Annotated in this window: 16 protein-coding genes; 5 read left to right on the forward strand and 11 right to left on the reverse strand. The window is 71.5% G+C overall.

Annotation, left to right across the window (positions count from 1 at the left end; all coding sequences use genetic code 11):
* Positions 1-2: 2 nt before the first annotated feature.
* On the reverse strand, positions 3-599 hold the full coding sequence (locus ACIA5D_RS03785) for a hypothetical protein (protein WP_396028266.1): 597 nt from the start codon (positions 597-599) through the stop codon (positions 3-5).
* Between the two features lie 199 nt (positions 600-798).
* Positions 799-1,329: a M48 family metallopeptidase gene (locus ACIA5D_RS03790; RefSeq protein ID WP_396028267.1), complete on the reverse strand. Its 531-nt coding sequence runs from the start codon at positions 1,327-1,329 to the stop codon at positions 799-801.
* A gap of 428 nt (positions 1,330-1,757) precedes the next feature.
* Between ACIA5D_RS03790 and ACIA5D_RS03795 the strand changes: the two genes are divergently transcribed.
* The 4 genes from ACIA5D_RS03795 to ACIA5D_RS03810 all read left to right on the forward strand — a co-directional run bounded on the left by ACIA5D_RS03795 (position 1,758) and on the right by ACIA5D_RS03810 (position 5,829).
* Positions 1,758-1,919 (forward strand): DUF5679 domain-containing protein, encoded by a 162-nt coding sequence (locus ACIA5D_RS03795; protein ID WP_015625326.1) that lies wholly within the window; start codon positions 1,758-1,760, stop codon positions 1,917-1,919.
* Between the two features lie 199 nt (positions 1,920-2,118).
* Entirely contained in the window at positions 2,119-3,120 is a 1,002-nt protein-coding gene (locus ACIA5D_RS03800) for a hypothetical protein (RefSeq protein WP_396028268.1), read from the forward strand.
* 77 nt (positions 3,121-3,197) lie between these two features.
* The gene (locus ACIA5D_RS03805; protein ID WP_396028269.1) at positions 3,198-4,547 is read left to right on the forward strand and encodes an ABC1 kinase family protein; all 1,350 of its coding nucleotides are present in this window, start codon (positions 3,198-3,200) and stop codon (positions 4,545-4,547) included.
* Positions 4,548-4,560: 13 nt separating this feature from the next.
* A complete protein-coding gene (locus ACIA5D_RS03810; RefSeq protein WP_396028270.1) occupies positions 4,561-5,829 on the forward strand; it encodes a M18 family aminopeptidase in 1,269 nt (422 codons plus the stop codon).
* Between the two features lie 336 nt (positions 5,830-6,165).
* On the opposite strand, the gene ACIA5D_RS03815 is transcribed toward ACIA5D_RS03810, so the two are convergent.
* The 3 genes from ACIA5D_RS03815 to ACIA5D_RS03825 all read right to left on the reverse strand — a co-directional run bounded on the left by ACIA5D_RS03815 (position 6,166) and on the right by ACIA5D_RS03825 (position 9,264).
* Entirely contained in the window at positions 6,166-6,528 is a 363-nt protein-coding gene (locus ACIA5D_RS03815; RefSeq protein WP_396028271.1) for a WhiB family transcriptional regulator, read from the reverse strand.
* 141 nt (positions 6,529-6,669) lie between these two features.
* Positions 6,670-6,969, reverse strand: a complete 300-nt coding sequence (locus tag ACIA5D_RS03820) for a hypothetical protein (protein ID WP_396028272.1) — start codon at positions 6,967-6,969, stop codon at positions 6,670-6,672.
* Between the two features lie 135 nt (positions 6,970-7,104).
* Positions 7,105-9,264 carry an ATP-dependent DNA helicase UvrD2 gene (locus tag ACIA5D_RS03825; protein WP_396028273.1) on the reverse strand — a complete coding sequence of 720 codons (2,160 nt, stop codon included), beginning with the start codon at positions 9,262-9,264 and terminating at the stop codon, positions 7,105-7,107.
* Positions 9,265-9,333: 69 nt separating this feature from the next.
* Here ACIA5D_RS03825 and ACIA5D_RS03830 point away from each other — a divergent pair, with 69 nt between their 5' ends.
* Positions 9,334-9,576 carry a mycoredoxin gene (locus tag ACIA5D_RS03830; protein WP_396028274.1) on the forward strand — a complete coding sequence of 81 codons (243 nt, stop codon included), beginning with the start codon at positions 9,334-9,336 and terminating at the stop codon, positions 9,574-9,576.
* 1 nt (position 9,577) lies between these two features.
* On the opposite strand, the gene ACIA5D_RS03835 is transcribed toward ACIA5D_RS03830, so the two are convergent.
* The 6 genes from ACIA5D_RS03835 to ACIA5D_RS03860 all read right to left on the reverse strand — a co-directional run bounded on the left by ACIA5D_RS03835 (position 9,578) and on the right by ACIA5D_RS03860 (position 15,392).
* Positions 9,578-10,333 (reverse strand): hypothetical protein, encoded by a 756-nt coding sequence (locus ACIA5D_RS03835; protein ID WP_396028275.1) that lies wholly within the window; start codon positions 10,331-10,333, stop codon positions 9,578-9,580.
* Entirely contained in the window at positions 10,330-10,806 is a 477-nt protein-coding gene (locus ACIA5D_RS03840) for a hypothetical protein (RefSeq protein WP_396028276.1), read from the reverse strand. Before ACIA5D_RS03840 ends, ACIA5D_RS03835 begins: the two co-directional genes overlap by 4 nt.
* Before the next feature lie 21 nt (positions 10,807-10,827).
* A complete protein-coding gene (locus ACIA5D_RS03845) occupies positions 10,828-11,715 on the reverse strand; it encodes a phytanoyl-CoA dioxygenase family protein (protein WP_396028277.1) in 888 nt (295 codons plus the stop codon).
* Between the two features lie 103 nt (positions 11,716-11,818).
* Positions 11,819-12,772, reverse strand: a complete 954-nt coding sequence (gene nudC, locus ACIA5D_RS03850; RefSeq protein ID WP_396028278.1) for an NAD(+) diphosphatase — start codon at positions 12,770-12,772, stop codon at positions 11,819-11,821.
* Entirely contained in the window at positions 12,769-14,088 is a 1,320-nt protein-coding gene (locus ACIA5D_RS03855; protein WP_396028279.1) for a M16 family metallopeptidase, read from the reverse strand. Before ACIA5D_RS03855 ends, nudC begins: the two co-directional genes overlap by 4 nt.
* Complete coding sequence (locus ACIA5D_RS03860; RefSeq protein ID WP_396028280.1) at positions 14,085-15,392, reverse strand: M16 family metallopeptidase; 1,308 nt, start codon at positions 15,390-15,392, stop codon at positions 14,085-14,087. The genes ACIA5D_RS03855 and ACIA5D_RS03860 overlap by 4 nt, the downstream gene beginning before the upstream one ends.
* Between the last annotated feature and the right edge of the window lie 30 nt (positions 15,393-15,422).

Here is a 15,422-nt window from a genome sequence, read left to right on the forward strand (position 1 = left end):
GCTCAGCCGCCCAGGAGGGCTCGGGTGTTCTCCCAGCCCTCCAGGGCCGGGTCGAGCGAGGCGAGCTCGGCCGGCCCGCGCAGGCGCCGCCACTCGGGGGTGGAGTTCACCTCCCCGGGGCGCGGCGCCTTCTTGCGCAGCAGCTGGGCCGAGGCGGCGTCGAGGTCGTGATCGGCGAGCCAGGCCGGCGCGGGAAGGCTGGTGGCCACTCCCAGCAGGCCGTTTCCGGGACCGCCGGAGGCCACGGCGACGGCCCGGTCTTCCAGCGGGCGCAGCAGTTTGCCCAGGATCATGCCGGGGACGTCGGGGGCATCGGCCGCGATGACCGCGGCCTGGTCGAAGCCGTCGGCCGCGGCGGCCGCGAAAACCGGCAGATAGGTCGGGGTCGGCACCTCGTAGATGCGCATGCCGGGCCAGGCGATCTCGTCGGCCAGTTTGCGGTCGGCCGGCGTGGTGGCGATGGCGGCCTCGGCCTGCGCGAGCCGGGCGAGCAGGTCGACGACGTCTTCGGCCAGCGCCGTGCGCCAGGCGACGAGGTCGACTCCGGGCGGGCTCCACTCGACCGGAACCAGCAATGCGGCCACAACCCGGCGAATCACCACCCAACCCTAGCGCCTGTTTTCAGAACTGAGGCGGGGCTGCGGCGGGCCCAGATTCCGCCTCGCTCCCACCCCAGTTCTGAAAACAGGCGCCGGCTTGAGTTGCAGCTCAGCCCGGATGCGGGCGGCACGGGCCGGGACGGCACCCAGCTCGCCTTGCGCGGCGGGGACCGGGCCTCGTCGCGTACGCGTCAAGGCTTTAATCGTCGAGGACGAGGCCCGTGGCGGCGCTGATGCCCTCGAGGTAGCCGCGGGCGCGTTCCGACTTGGGATAACGGGCCACGAGGTCCCAGAACCGGGTGCTGTGCGACGGGACCACGAGGTGGGCCAGCTCGTGCAGCAGCACGTAGTCGATCACCCAGTCGGGCATCTCCTGGATGCGGTGGGAGATGCGGATCGTGCCGTCGTCGGGGGTGCACGAGCCCCAGCGGCCGTTCTGGTTGGTCACCCAGCGCACACTCGCGGGGGTCACCTGGTGGGCGTGGTCGGCCAGGTAGCGCGCGGTGAGGCGGTGCGCCCGGGCCAGCAACTCGGCATCGGTGCGCCTGATCCGTTCCTCGCGGGCCGCCAGCCGGGCCAGCATGCGCTCGACCCACTCAGTTTCCTCGGCGCGGGAGAAACGGTCCGGGATGAGCACGACCACGCGCTCACCGTCGCGATACGCGGACACCGTCCGGCGCCGGCGCTGGCTGCGCCGCACTTCGACGACAGGCTTGCGCGTCCGGGCCATTACCGGCTCGCGCGGCCCAGATTCGGGTTCACGTTGAGACGCTAATCCGTGAGACCCATGTCACCGCAAGAGTACGGCCGATGACACGCGTCGGATATGTGTGCTTCGCCCCGGAACAACCGAAAAAATTTTCCACAGTCGCAACATCTGTGCAGGCCGGCCAACCTAGCGCACGGCACGAAGATGCCTCCCGCCCCCCAATCGTCCTTTTTGCCGGAAATTTCCGGCGTGTTCGGGCTCAACTTCGCGAAAAGGGCGATTTCTCCCGGCACACTCACGACGACGGCGCTGACGTGACATGGAAATGGCCGGACCTGGGTAGTGACCGCCCTTGCGGGAGGCCACATCCACGTGGCCGCGGAGCGGCTCAGCGCCACTGGACCAAGGCATCGGGCCGACCCGGCCGACGAACATGACGAGGAGGAACCGTGGCCGACAACACGTACAACGGCTACTGCGTGAAGTGCAAGGAGAAGCGCGACTTCCAGGGAACCGTGGAGGTCTCGAAGACCGGCATGAACATGGCGAAGGGCAAGTGCCCGGTCTGTGGCACGACCGTGAACCGGATCCTCGGCAAGGCCAAGGCCTGATTCACACTTGCGGGTAGAGCGGCGCCGGGTGCGTCGCTCTACCCATAACCGTGTCGAACCAGACACGTTGAGTGAGTTGTGGATAACGGCGAACGCCTGTGGATAACCCGCGTTTAGCTGTGGACAACGAGCCTCACGGGCCCGGCAGGCCTGTGGACAACGAACTCGCTCCGCACCCCATCGGTGACAACCTGTCACGGTGAACCGCCCCGCCCTGATTCCCGGCCTCCCCCGCGTCTGGCGCGGCCCCGGCGAGCTCCAGATCGGCTCCGACCCCGCCCGTGCGCTGCTGCTACGCCTTCCCGACGAGCGCTGTGAGCGGGTCCTCGACCTGCTCGACGGCAGCCGCTCCGAGCGTCTCGTCCTGATCCGCGCCGCCGAGCTCGGCATCGCCGAGCAAGACTGCCTCGCCCTCCTCGAGACCTTGCGCACGGCCGGCCTCATCCTTCCGGCGTCGTCGCTGGTCCCGCCCATGCTCACGGCCGGCTCCCGGCAACGGCTCGCCGGCGAGGCCGCGGCGCTGGCCCTTCACGGCGCGCCCTCGCCGGCGCAGTCCTTGCGGCGCCGGTTCGCGGCACGGGTGGTTGTCGCGGGTCGCGGCCGGCTCGCCGCGCCGATCGCGGTGGCGCTCGCCGAGGCCGGCGTCGGGGGCGTCTGGCCCGACGTCACCGGCGTGGTGAGCCCGGCCGAGCTGCCGGGCGGGCCGCTACGCGGCGCCGACGTGGGGCGGCCGCGGCGCAAGGCGATCATCGAAATCGTGTCGCGTGCGGCGCCGGGGAAAACCCATGGCGTACGCCCCAGCGCACCGTCCCTGCGCATCCAGCTGGACCACGACGCGCCGGTGTCCGTGCTGGCCCGTTCGCTGACGATCAAGCAGCAGCCGCACCTCGCCGTGACGATCCGCGAAGGCTCCGCCGTGATCGGTCCGCTCGTCGGCGCTCGGGGCCGGCCGTGTCTCCACTGCCTCGACCTGCACCGCCGCGAGCGGGACGCGACCTGGCCCGGCTCGGTCTCCGCCGGCGTCGAGCCGTGCGCCGTCAGCACCGTACTGGCCGCGACGGCGTACGCGGTCGCCGAGGCGCTCACGTTCCTCGACGGCGGCACACCCGAGACGACCGGGGCGACCGCCGAGATCAGAGCGCCCGGCCGGGTGCGACGACGCAGCTGGCCACCGCATCCGGAATGCGCGTGCGCCCGTTGACCGACCTTTCGGGGCAAAAGATGCGAAGCGGAATCAGGCGGGCGGATGCTCGGCGATCCGTCGGTCACAATGATCTGGTGAGCGACATTCCGCGTCGTGCCGCGTCCCGCACTGCGAGACTGGCCGCGCTGCCATTGGGCTTCGCCGGGCGCACCGCGCTCGGCCTCGGCAAGCGGGCCGTGGGGATAGCGACCGACGTCATCTCGGCCGACATCCAGCAGCGCACCGCCGAGCAGCTGTTCAGCGTCCTGGGCCAGCTCAAGGGCGGCGCCATGAAGTTCGGGCAGGCATTGTCCGTGTTCGAGGCCGCGCTGCCCGAAGAGATGGCGGGACCGTACCGTCAGGCGCTGACCAAGCTTCAGGAGGCCGCGCCGCCGATGCCGGTGGCCAGCCTGCACAAGGCCCTCGCCGAGCAGCTCGGCGAGGACTGGCGCGAGAAGTTCACCGAGTTCGACGACAGCCCGGCCGCCGCGGCCAGCATCGGCCAGGTGCACCGGGCGCTGTGGAAACTGCCGAAGGCCCGCAAGAACGCGAAGCAGAAGACCGTCGAAGTCGCGGTCAAGGTGCAATACCCCGGGGCGGGCGAGGCGCTGCTGTCCGACCTCAAGCAGCTGTCCCTGCTGGCCGGCATGTTCAAGATCATCCAGCCGGGCATGGACATCAAGCCGCTGCTGGCCGAGCTGCGCGCCCGGATCACCGAGGAGCTCGACTACGCGATGGAGGCCGAGACCCAGTCGGTCTTCGCCACGGCGTTCGACGGCGACGACGAGATCTACGTCCCGCGCGTGATCGCCGCCGCGCCGCGGGTGCTCATCACCGAGTGGGTCGACGGCACTCCGCTGTCCAAGGTGATCAGCGACGGCACACCTGAGGAACGCGACGAGGCCGGCCGGCTCATGGCCACCCTGCACTTCTCGGCGCCGGCCCGGGCCGGCCTGCTGCACGCCGACCCGCACCCGGGCAACTTCCGCATGCTGCCGGACGGCCGGCTCGGCGTGATCGACTTCGGCGCGGTGGCCCGGCTGCCCGGGGGCCACCCCGAGTCGATCGGGCGGCTCGTGCGGCTCGCGCTCGACGGCGACGCCGAGGGGGTCGCCGACGGGCTGCGCGAGGAGGGCTTCATCAAGCCCGACGACGAACTCGACGCCGACGCGGTGCTCAAGTTCCTGCGGCCGATGATCGAGCCGCTCGCGGTCGACGAGTTCCGGTTCACCCGCTCCTGGCTGCGTGGCGAGGCGGCCCGGCTGGGCAGCCCACGCAGCCCGGCCTATCAGCTGAGCCGCAAGCTCAACCTCCCTCCGTCGTACCTGCTGATCCACCGGGTGACGCTGGGCTCGATCGGCGTGCTGTGCCAGCTCGAGGCGCAGGCGCCCTACCGGGCGATCGTCGAGAAGTGGCTGCCGGGATTCGCGCCCGCCGTCTCATGATTCGATAAGGGGCATGGACGCCACCGCACACATCGACGATCTCGGCAGGTTTGTCTCGGCCTCGCCCAGCTCCTACCACGCGGCGGCCGAGGTGGCCCGCCGGCTGACCGCAGCCGGCTACACCCTGCTGGACGAGACCGTCAACTGGGGGCGGGTGGCCGGGCCGGGCGCCCGCCTGGTGCTCGTCCGCGACGGCGCGGTGATCGCGGTCGCGATCCCCGAGACGGCGGGGCTGTACACCCCGTTCCGGATCCTGGGCGCGCACACCGATTCGCCCACGTTCAAGCTCAAGCCGCGACCGGCAATGGGCTCGAACGGCTGGCTCCAGGCCGCCGTCGAGGTGTACGGCGGCCCGATCCTCGCCTCCTGGTTCGACCGCGAGCTGGAACTGGCCGGCCGGCTCGTGACCCGCGACGGCACGACCCACCTGGTCCGCACCGGCCCGTTCGCCCGCATCCCGCACCTGGCCATCCACCTCGACCGTGAGGTGAACAACGGGTTCACCCCCGACAAGCAGCGCGACCTGCAGCCGGTCTTCGGCGTCGACGGCCCGGACGTGCTGGCCCACCTGGCCCGGCTCGCCGGGGTCGACGCGACCGAGGTCGCCGGGCACGACGTGGTCGCGGTCGACTCGGCCGCCCCGGCCCGGTTCGGCGCCGACGGTTCGCTGTTCGCCTCCGGCCGCCTCGACAACCTCTCGTCGGTGCACGCCGGGCTGACCGCCCTGCTGAACGGCGAAATGGGCGAGGCGATCACGGTGCTGGCCGCCTTCGACCACGAGGAGATCGGCTCGGAGAGCCGGTCCGGAGCGGCCGGGCCGCTGCTGGCCGAGGTCCTGGAAGGGGTGTCCGTCGCCCTCGGCGCCGACCGCCTCGATCTGGCCCGGACCATCGCCGGGTCGTGGTGCCTGTCGGCGGACGCCGGGCACGCCGTGCACCCGAACCGGCCCGAGAGGCACGACCCGACCCACCGGCCGACAGCCGGTGGCGGCCCGCTTCTGAAGATCAACGCCAACCAGCGCTACACCACCGACGCGGCGGGCGCGGCGCTCTGGGCCCGCACCTGCGCGGCGGCGAACGTGCCGTGGCAGCCGTTCGTGTCGAACAACTCGGTGCCGTGCGGCTCGACCATCGGCCCGATCACCGCGACCCGCATCGGCATCCCGACGCTGGACGTGGGGACTCCGCTGCTCTCGATGCACTCGGCGCGTGAGCTTTGTCACGTCGACGACCCGGCCTACCTGTCGGCCGCGGCGGCGGTCTTCTTCAGCGGCCTGGCCTGACCGAGCGCCTCAGCGCGGCGAAAACGCGGCGAAAGCCCGCCCGCGGTCGTTCGCGGACGGGCTTTCGCACTCGATGTTCGGTTCTCGCAGCGTCAGCGGGTCTTAGTAGCGGCCACCGCCGAGTTCGCGCGAGGCCCGGTGGTGGGCCTGCATGGCGATCTGGCGAGCGGGGCGGTGTGCCTCAGGTGTGTGTTCACGCTGAGGCCGAGGCATTCGGGCCCGGGACAACGCTTCTTGGAGAAGTCTCATCTTGGAAGCTCCATTCGTACTCATTCTCGGTCTCTGCTTTCGGTCAGTGGCCTCGGAGGCCGGTATGGGGAGGGAGTTGTAGGGGGGTCAGGCCGCGAGGCGGACCTGGTTGCGGGACTCGAGACCGTTCGCGGCGAGCCGCTCCTCGACCTCGACTGCCAGCTCGGCGTCACGCGCCACATCCGCCTTACGCGGACGGCCACGGGGACGCTTGCGCGGCACCACGGCGCCGCGCTCGAAGATCTCGCCGCCCCAGACACCCCAGGGCTCGTTCCGCTCGACCGCGCCGGCGAGGCACTCGACGCGCAGCGGGCAGTCCCCGCAGAGCGACTTGGCCAGCTCCAGCTGGGCCGGGGAGTCCGAGAACCAAAGGTCCGGGTCGAACTTCCGACAGGGCAGGTTTGCCTCGATGTCGACGCTCATGTCGATCGGGGCCAGCGCCAGACTCATAAAGCCCGGTCACCTCTCTCTTCTTCTTCGATCTTCTGGATCGCAGTGCTTGTCATGCACCGGCCGGTGAGCCGGCAAAAAATTAGGCCGCGGACCCTGTACGGGTTCCGCGGCCTCGAGGTGAGCCGGAGGTCTGGTTTATCAGACCGGCCTTCCTCGAGGCGGGACACCGCTGCCACCATCCGCGTAGCGCTTCGTGGAGACATTGATGCCCATGAACCCAGTGCTGCTGTTGGTGCTGTTGATCCCGTCGATAAGCGTCAGGGCCTGGGCCAGCTCGGCCTGAACCTGGACCTGGTGCACCCGCGAGACCGGAGCCCGCTCGGCAGCCAGTACGGCAACCGGGAGAGCGTTCTTCCACTCGGCCACCGGGGCGGCCGACGGAGCGCAGGCACGGGTCAGCGGCATCGACGGTCGCTGCGTCATCGTGTAGATCTCCATCGTTGCCACCTCCTCCAGAAACGTTGCGCTCGTTGGGGTTTCCCCCGCTTAAAACCCCTGGCGAACATGCTTGCTCGCCAAGGCGTGTTCTGAGGCTATGCCTCCCCTGGAGGCAAGGGCAAACGAATTAACGGACTAGTTTTCAAAGTTTTTTGCCATGGCTTCGGCCGACACCTCGTCGGGGCTCGCGCCGCCCACCAGAGCGAAGACCTGTTGCCCGTACTGGCTCAGCTTGCGCGGCCCTATCCCGGCGATCGCGAGCAGCTCGGCGGGCGTGCCCGGCCGGCGCTCGGCCATGGCCACCAGAGTCGCGTCGGTGAACACCACGTACGCAGGGACTTTGAGCTCGTCGGCGGTGTTCTTGCGCCACGTCTGGAACCGTTCCAGAAGGTCTTCGTCGAGGTCCGACGGGCAGGTCGGGCAGCGGCCCAGTTTGCGGTCGGCCCCGGCCAGCAGGGTGGCGCCGCAGACCCGGCAGGAGGACACCTGCGGGCGCCGGCGGTCGGGTTTCCGACTCCGGTCGGCGGCACGCTCGGTCGGCGAGTGGCGTTCCAGCTGCGGAAGGAACCGGCACGGGCGCCGCGGACGGCCGCCGGTCGAGCGGGCCTGGCCGTAGGAGAGCCACAGCCATTGCCGGGCGCGGGTCACCCCGACATAGAGCAGGCGGCGCTCCTCCTCGAGCTGCTCGGGGGTCTTCGCGTACGTCGTCGGGAGCGTCCCGTCGGAGAGGCCCACGAGGAACACCGCGTCCCACTCGAGCCCCTTGGCCGAATGCAGTGAGGCGAGCGTCACACCCTCGACCGTCGGCGCGTGCTGCTGCTCGGCGCGGCGGGCCAGCTCGTCGTTGAACGCCGTGAGGGAGACATCGCGCTGCACGGCCCCGGCCACGCCGATCGGAACGAGGGCGGGCGTCTTCGCGTACTCCTCGGCGAGGGCGACCAGCGCGGCCAGCGCCTCCCACTGCTCGCGCGCCGCGCCGCCGGGCGGGGGCTGCTCGCGCGACCAGCCGGTGGCCGCGAGCGCCTCGACGACCGCCTGCACGAGCGGGGTCTCGCCGGGCGTGGAGCGGACAGCGGCGCGCAACGCGATCACCGCCTGCCGGATCTCGGGCCGCTCGAAGAACCGCTCGGCGCCGCGCACCACGTAGGGCACCTCGGCCCCGGCGAGCGCCTCTTCGTACGTCTCCGACTGGGCGTTGGTGCGGAACAGGATGGCGATCTCGCTGGCCGGGACGCCGGTGGCGATGAGCTCGCGGCAGCGCCGGGCCACCGCGATCGCCTCGCCCGCCTCGTCCGGGAAGATCTTGAGCTCGGGCTCGGCGCCCGGCGGGCGCTGGCCGACCAGCTCGAGCCGCAGCCGGGCCTCGCTGCCCTGGGCCTGCCGGATCACCGCGTTGGCCAGCCCGACCACCTGCGGGGTCGAGCGGTAGTCGCGGACCAGCCGCACGACGACCGCGCCGCGCCGCAGCCGCGGGAAGTCGATCAGGTACGACGCCGTGGCGCCGGTGAACGAGTAGATCGTCTGGCTGGCGTCGCCGACCACGGTCAGGTCGTCGCGCCCGCCCAGCCAGGCGTCGAGCAGGCGCTGCTGGAGCGGGTTGACGTCCTGATACTCGTCGACGACGAAGTGGCGGTACTGATTCCTGATCTCCTCGGCGACGTCGGGGTGCTCCTCGATGCCCCAGACCGCGGCACGCAACATGTCTTCGAAGTCGATCACGCCCTGGCGGCGCTTGAGCGTCTCGTAGGCCGCGAAGACCTCGGCGACCTTGGCCGGCTCGTGCGGCGGCTCGCGCAGCGCCTTGGTGGCGGCCACCGCGTACTCGCTCGGCTCGACCAGGGACGATTTCGCCCACTCGATCTCGCTCGCCAGGTCGCGGGCGCCGGTGCGGTCGGCCCGCACCCCGGCCCGGGCGGCCGCGAGGCCGACCATGCGGGCCTTGGACTCCAGCAGCTCGGGCATCTGCCGGCCCTCGAGCAGCCGGGGCGCGAAGTAGCGCACCTGACGCAGGGCGGCGGCGTGGAATGTGCGGGCCTGCACGCCGGTGGCGCCCAGCGCGCCGAGCCGGGCGCGCATCTCGGCGGCGGCGCGGGCGGTGAAGGTGACCGCGAGCACATGCCGGGGGCTGACCTCGCCGGTGAGCGTGCGGTAGGCGACGCGGTGGGTGATCGCGCGGGTCTTGCCGGTGCCGGCGCCGGCGAGGATGCAGACCGGGCCGGCGGGCGCGGTCACTGCCGTCCGTTGCTCGGGGTCGAGCCCGGCCAGCACCGCATCAGTCCGCACCCGGGGAATCATGGCACCCCGGTCTGACGTTATGCGGCAAGGCGGAGTGCCATGTGATTCAGCCGAAGGGATCCTTGACCGATGTTGACCATGTATTCGACGTCCTGGTGCGGCTACTGCCACCGGCTCAAGTCGCAGCTCGATCGCGAGGGAATCGCCTACGACGTCATCGACATCGAGCAGGACGAGGCGGCCGCCGAGTTCGTGCAGAGCGTCAACGGCGGCAACCGGACCGTCCCGACCCTCCGCTTCGACGACGGCTCCGCGCTGACCAACCCGTCGATCATCCAGGTCAAGGACCACCTCGAGGCCATCGCCGCTTGATCTAGACGCCTACCAAAGCTGCCGCCTTCTCCTCTGCTTCCGCGATGAGCTGGTCCAACTCGGCCTCGCCGAGGGCCAGCTCATCCGCAAGAGAAGCAAAGAGCAGCAGGTGTACGGCGATGAGCACGCCCCCGTCGAGATCGCCGACGGGCACCGCCTCGCCCAGCGCCGCGCGCACCAGCATCTCGGCGTCCAGCATCGGCATCGCCGCGGCCGCGTGATCGTGCACGGCCGTCGCGACCGTCCGGCTGATCTCGGCGAGCGCGGCGCCGGGCTCGAAGCGCCGCCGCACCACGAGACCGAATGCGATCTCCCAGACCCGGCGTGCCGAGTCGTCGACCTCGCCGGCCGGCGAGCCGAACCGAGAAGGCGCCTCGTCCCGCGCGGCCTGCCGCAGGTAGCGCCCCGCCTCGGTGGCGATCACCCCGGACTCGCGAACCGCGCCCGGCGGTAGCTGGCCGGACAGCGCCCCGACCGCCGGCGGCTCCCCGGACCGCGCCGCGCTCTCCCGTCGCGGGTCCGGCTCGCCGAGCCGGTGCGATCGGCGGCGGCTCCGGCCCGCCTGCGCCGCCGGCGGCTCCGCGGGCATTTGCGGGTTCTCCGGCGCCGCGTCGGCCCTGTTCGCCTCGCTCATCTCGGCGGGCCGGTGCGAGCGGCGCCTGCTCTTGCCCGGAGTGACCGGCGGCAGGTGCGCCTCGGCGGGCGTGGTGGACACGGGCTCCGCGGCGCGCAGGGACCGGCGCCTGTTCTTCTTCACATCGACCTCCGGCCGACCACCCGGTTGCGCGGCCGGTCGAAGCGGGCCACCCGCTTCTCGGCCTGATCGACCAGCGCGTGCAGCTCGCCCTCCGCCACCCCCGGCGGCCGGGCCAGGTCGCCGACCACGTGGCAGATCAGCTCGAAGCGGCGCAGCTCGGGCACCCCATTCGCGAGCTCGGGCTCGCCGATCGCCGCCCGGATCATCGCCTCGGACTCGCGGGCCAGCTCTCCGCCGGCCGGCAGCGACTGGTATTCGAGCAGGTCGCGTACGTAGCGGGTGATGTCGCGCGGGTCGCGCCCCACGAAGCTGCGGCGGACCGCCACGATGAAGAGCTCGCGCAGCAGGCGTACGGCCCGCGGCGAGTCACTGAGACGAGACAGCGACCGCGCCGGGCGCTCCTCCCCGATCGCCTCGAGGATGAGCCGGCCCGCCGCGGTCGCCGCTTTGTCTAATGTCCCGGTTTGCCCCACATAGGGGACTCTAACGGGGTGTTACGGGATCAGAGCCGGAATGCTGGAGTCGAGCAGGCCCCGGTCCTTGAGCGCGCCGTAGAGCGGCGTGGTCTCGGGGTAGTGGCCCCAGGCGTGGTCGCCGCTGCCGTCGCCGGCGTGGCCCAGCAGCTGCTTCTGCACCGGGTTGAGCCCCTCGAACCAGGACTGCGCGGGCAGGTCGGCGATGTCGTCGCGACCGGCGATCCAGCGGTACGTGTACCCGAAGAACGCGCCCATGCGGGTGAAGGCCGAGTAGTTGTCGGAGCGCGCGTGCCAGATGCGCCGGTCGAAGACGACCAGGTCACCCGGATTCGCGGTGATCTGGGTCGCGCCCTCGGGCGGCGGCCACGGAACGCCACGGCTGGGCGGGCCGGGCAGCCAGTTGGTCTTGTGGCTGCCGGGGATCACGGTGAAGTTGCCGCGGCCGGTCTCGCTCACGTCGGAGAACCAGTACGCGAGCTTCACGGAGAACTGCGGGCGAGGGTCGGTCTCGATCTCGCGGTTCTGCCGGCCGCCGTCCTGGTGCCAGTGCCACCATTCCTTCTGCTGCTCGTGGATCTGGGGGTGCACGTCCACGTGGGAGTGGTAGATGTGAATGTTCCACCCCAGCAGCGACCAGATGTACTTGAACGCCACCGGGTGATCGATCAGGTACGCCAGCTCGGGGACGGAGGTCACCGCGGACAGCTGGTGCAGGGCGCCGGTCGCGTTCAGCCCGTGGCCGCCGGGCTGCTGCGCCCGCTCGTACGCGGCCTGGATCGCGTTGCGCCCGACCTCGATCTCACTCTCACTGAGCACCCCGGGAACGACGAGGATGCCGTCCCGATCGAACTGGGCGCGCTCGTCCTCCGTCATGGGCACCCATGCGGGCGCTTCCACCTGCGTCATCGAAGAATCCACCTCTCGGTCTTTGTAGTTCGAGACGCAGCAGAGGCCCGTTTTGGTTACTCGGGAACAAGAAAACTTTTCTGCTTAGAGGAACTTCAATACGTTATCGGTGGAAACCGCCCAACCAGGTCTCTATCAGATAGAACGCGATGGAAGATCGCATCGGCAGGCTCATCCGGACACCCGTGTCGGGGTGCACGTAGTCGCCGGCGATCATCTTCGCGATGTCCTCGCGGGTGAACCAGTGCGCCTCGTCGATCTCCTCCGGGTCGAGGCGGATCGGCTCGGCCGGGTCGGCGACGGCGTGGAAGCCGAGCATCAGCGAGCCCGGGAACGGCCACGCCTGACTGCCCGCGTACATGATGCCGGCCAGCCCGATGCCCACCTCCTCGGACACCTCGCGCAGCACGGCGGCCTCGGCCGATTCCCCGGGCTCGACGTACCCGGCCAGGCAGGAGAAGCGGGTCACGCCGTCCGGCCCGACCGGCCAGGTGGCGTTGTGCCCGAGAAGGCAGCGGCCGTCCGGCCCGGCCACGCCGTCGTGCACCAGCACGATCATCGCCGGGTCGGTGCGCGGCCACATGTCGTTGCCGTCGGCGTCCCGCCGCACCCAGCCGGCTTCCACCGCGGTGGTGGCCAGGCCGTTACGCGGCGAGAAGCCGTGGCTCGCGTGCCAGTTGCTCAGCGCGACGGCGGTGGTGAGCAGCCCGGCGTCGCGGGCGTCGAGCAGGTGACCGACGTCGCGCAGGCTCGCCGGCCGGGCGCCCTCGATCTCGGGCAGCGGCGCGGTGACCGCCCAGAGCGCGGTGCCGTCGGGGTCGACGCCGAGGAACCGGCGCTCGGCGTCGGGCGCGTCGGCCGCGGCCAGCAGGACCAGCCCGACATTGCCGTCCGGCCGGTCCTCGACCAGGGCGCGGCCGCCGCGCGGTTCGACGACCAGCACCAGGCCACGCGACCAGGCCTCGGCGAGCCAGGCGTCGTCCCGGCGGCGCAGGGCGGCGCGGTCGAGCGTGCTGCGGGCCAGCGGCGGGGTCGCGGGGAACTCGGGAGTGCTCACGCCGAGCCGCGCACAACGGAGGTCAGCGCGGCCAGCGGGGCCTCGACCTTCTCCGCATCGCCCAGCACCACGGTGACCGCCCGCGACGGCGCGAGAAACTCGGCCGCCGCCGCGGCCACGTCGTCCAGGGTCGTCGTGGCCAGGGCGGCCGAGTGCTCCCGCAGGTGCTCGAGGCGCAGGCCGAAGCTCGCGTACATGCTGGCCAGGCCGGCCAGGCCCGCCTGGGTGGACATGCCGAGCCGCAGCGTGCCCAGGGCGTAGCGCCGGGCCTGCTCGAGCTCGTCCTCGCCGGGCGGCAGGCTCGCGATGCGGCCCAGCTCGTAGAGGGTCTCGAGCAGGGACGGGCCGGTCACCTCGGTGGCGACCTCGGCCGCGACCAGCAGCGCCGAGCCGGCCAGGTAGTGCTCGATCGCGGTGTGCGGGCCATACGTGTAGCCCTTGTCCTCGCGCATGTTCTCGACCCAGCGGGAGGAGAAGTAGCCGCCGAAGACCATGTTGGCGAGCTGGAGGGCCGCGTACCGCGGATCGGTGCGGGGCACCGCGGGCAGCGCCATGCGCAGCGAGGACTGCACGGAGCCGGGGCGGTCGACCAGCGTCAGCGGGCCGGGCTCGAGCGGCGGCGTGCCGGGCAGCGTCTCGTCCTTGCCGGGGCCGGTCCAGCTGCCCAGCGCCTTCTCGGCGGCGTCGATCGCCTTGTCCGGGTTGATGTCGCCGACCAGCACCAGCACCGCGCCTTCCGGCCGGAGCCGGTCGGCGTGCAGGTCGCGCAGCTGGGCCGGGCGGACGGCGCGGACCTGCTCGGGCTCGGGCGTCTGGATCGCGTACGGGTGCTTGCCGTACATCCGCTTGAGCAACGCCGTCCGGGCCAGGTGGGCCGGCTGGCTCAGCGCCAGGTTGATGTGGTCGACCAGGCGGTCGCGCTCGGTCGCCACCTCGGCCTTCGGGTACGCCGGGTCGGTCAGCACCGCGGCGAGGATCTCGAGCATCCGGTCGAGCCCGCTCGCCAGCGCGTTGCCGGTGACCAGCAGCCGGTCGGGGTCGAGCCCGGCCGACAGGCCCCCGCCGACCGCCTGCAGCCCGGCCGCGATGTCGACGCTCGACATCGTGCCGGTGCCGGTGAACAGCGCCTGCGAGAGCAGCGTGGCCCGCGGCAGCGGGGCCTTGCCGAACGGGACGCGCAGCCGCAGCTCGACGAGCGGCACCGAGGTGCGCCGGATGGCGATGACGGTGAGTCCGCCGGGGAGCGTGCGCTCGGCCTGCCTGGGGAGCTTGAGCTTCGCGTCGGGCACGAGGTCGGGCAGGGTCTTGCTGGTCATTGTGCGGCTCCCGGGAGGACCTCGACGACGGCGCGGGAATCGGGGCGGAGGGTGGCCGCGGCGGCGACGATCTGCGCCTCGGTGACCTCGCCCACGAGATGGGGCAGCTCGTTGAGCAGTTCGGGGCGGCCGCGCTGGAGTTCGAGCACCGCCATCGGCAGCGCCCGGCCGAGCACGGCGTCGGTGTCGCGCAGCAGGTGGGTCGCGATGCGGGCCTGGGTGCGCTCGAGCTCGCCGGGCGTGAGGCCGTCGTGCACCAGCTGGTCGAGCTCCTCGTCGACCGTGCGCAGCACCTTTTCGGCGTCGCCGCCGGGCGGCAGGAACGCCTGCAGTAGCAGGGCGGTCGGGTTGCGCACCTGGAACTCGTCCCCCATGAAACCGATGTAGCCGCCGATGCTGGTGACCGCGCGGTCGCGCTGGACCAGCCGGTCGACCAGCCGGGACGCCTCGCCGTCGGTGAGCACCTCGGCGAGCACGACGAACGGCAGGTAGTCGGCGAAGCCGGCGATCGGGTCGGGCACCCGCCAGCCGGCGGCCACGCCGGGCAGCGGGGCGAGCCGATCGGTGTACGAGTCGCGCCGCTCCGCGCCGGCGGCGGGCTCGTCGAAGTCGGGCAGCGGGGGCGCGGGGCGGCCGGGCACGTCGCCGAAATGCCGCTCGATCATCGCGGTCGCCTGGGCCACGTCGAAGTCGCCGGCCACCGCGAGGGTCGCGTTGCCGCTCGCGTAGTAGCGGTCGAAGAACGCCTTCGCGTCGTCGACCGTGGCGCTCTCGAGGTCGCCGAACGAGCCGTACCCGTCATGGCTGTTCGCGAACGTGGAGAACATGACCGGCGGCAGCTTCAGCCAGGGGAAGCCGCCGTACGGCCGGTTCAGCACGTTGACCCGGATCTCCTCCTTGACCACGTCGATCTGGTTGAGCAGGTTCTCCTCGGTCAGGCGGGGGCCGCGCATGCGGTCGGCCTCGAGGAAGAGCGCTCGCTCGAGGGCGCCGGACGGCAGCACCTCGAAGTAATCGGTGTAGTCGAGGTGGGTGGAGCCGTTGAAGGTGCCACCGGCGCCCTGCACGTGCCGGAAGTGGGCGAGCTTCTCCAGGTTTTCCGAGCCCTGGAACATCAGGTGCTCGAAAAGGTGGGCGAAGCCCGTGCGCCCTTCCGGCTCGGAGCGGATGCCCACGTCGTACACGACGGCCACGCCCACGACGGGAGCGGTGCGGTCGGGCGTGAGAACCACCCGCAATCCGTTGTCCAGCGTGAACCGCTCCACCGGGTACTTCGTTGCCGGAATCTTGCCTCTGCGCGCCACGGCTTGACATTAGCGCGCTCCGTGTTCGCC

This window comes from Actinoplanes sp. NPDC051513, from assembly GCF_044454685.1.
Lineage (GTDB): Bacteria > Actinomycetota > Actinomycetes > Mycobacteriales > Micromonosporaceae > Actinoplanes.

Excerpts from the sequence above, each read along its gene's own strand:
- ACIA5D_RS03790 (WP_396028267.1), bottom strand. The coding sequence starts at position 1,329 with ATGGCCCGGACGCGCAAGCCTGTCGTCGAAGTGCGGCGCAGCCAGCGC.
- ACIA5D_RS03830 (WP_396028274.1), top strand. The coding sequence starts at position 9,334 with ATGTTGACCATGTATTCGACGTCCTGGTGCGGCTACTGCCACCGGCTC.
- ACIA5D_RS03845 (WP_396028277.1), bottom strand. The coding sequence starts at position 11,715 with ATGACGCAGGTGGAAGCGCCCGCATGGGTGCCCATGACGGAGGACGAG.
- ACIA5D_RS03825 (WP_396028273.1), bottom strand. The coding sequence starts at position 9,264 with ATGATTCCCCGGGTGCGGACTGATGCGGTGCTGGCCGGGCTCGACCCC.
- ACIA5D_RS03810 (WP_396028270.1), top strand. The coding sequence starts at position 4,561 with ATGGACGCCACCGCACACATCGACGATCTCGGCAGGTTTGTCTCGGCC.
- ACIA5D_RS03820 (WP_396028272.1), bottom strand. The coding sequence starts at position 6,969 with ATGGAGATCTACACGATGACGCAGCGACCGTCGATGCCGCTGACCCGT.
- ACIA5D_RS03815 (WP_396028271.1), bottom strand. The coding sequence starts at position 6,528 with ATGAGTCTGGCGCTGGCCCCGATCGACATGAGCGTCGACATCGAGGCA.
- ACIA5D_RS03855 (WP_396028279.1), bottom strand. The coding sequence starts at position 14,088 with ATGACCAGCAAGACCCTGCCCGACCTCGTGCCCGACGCGAAGCTCAAG.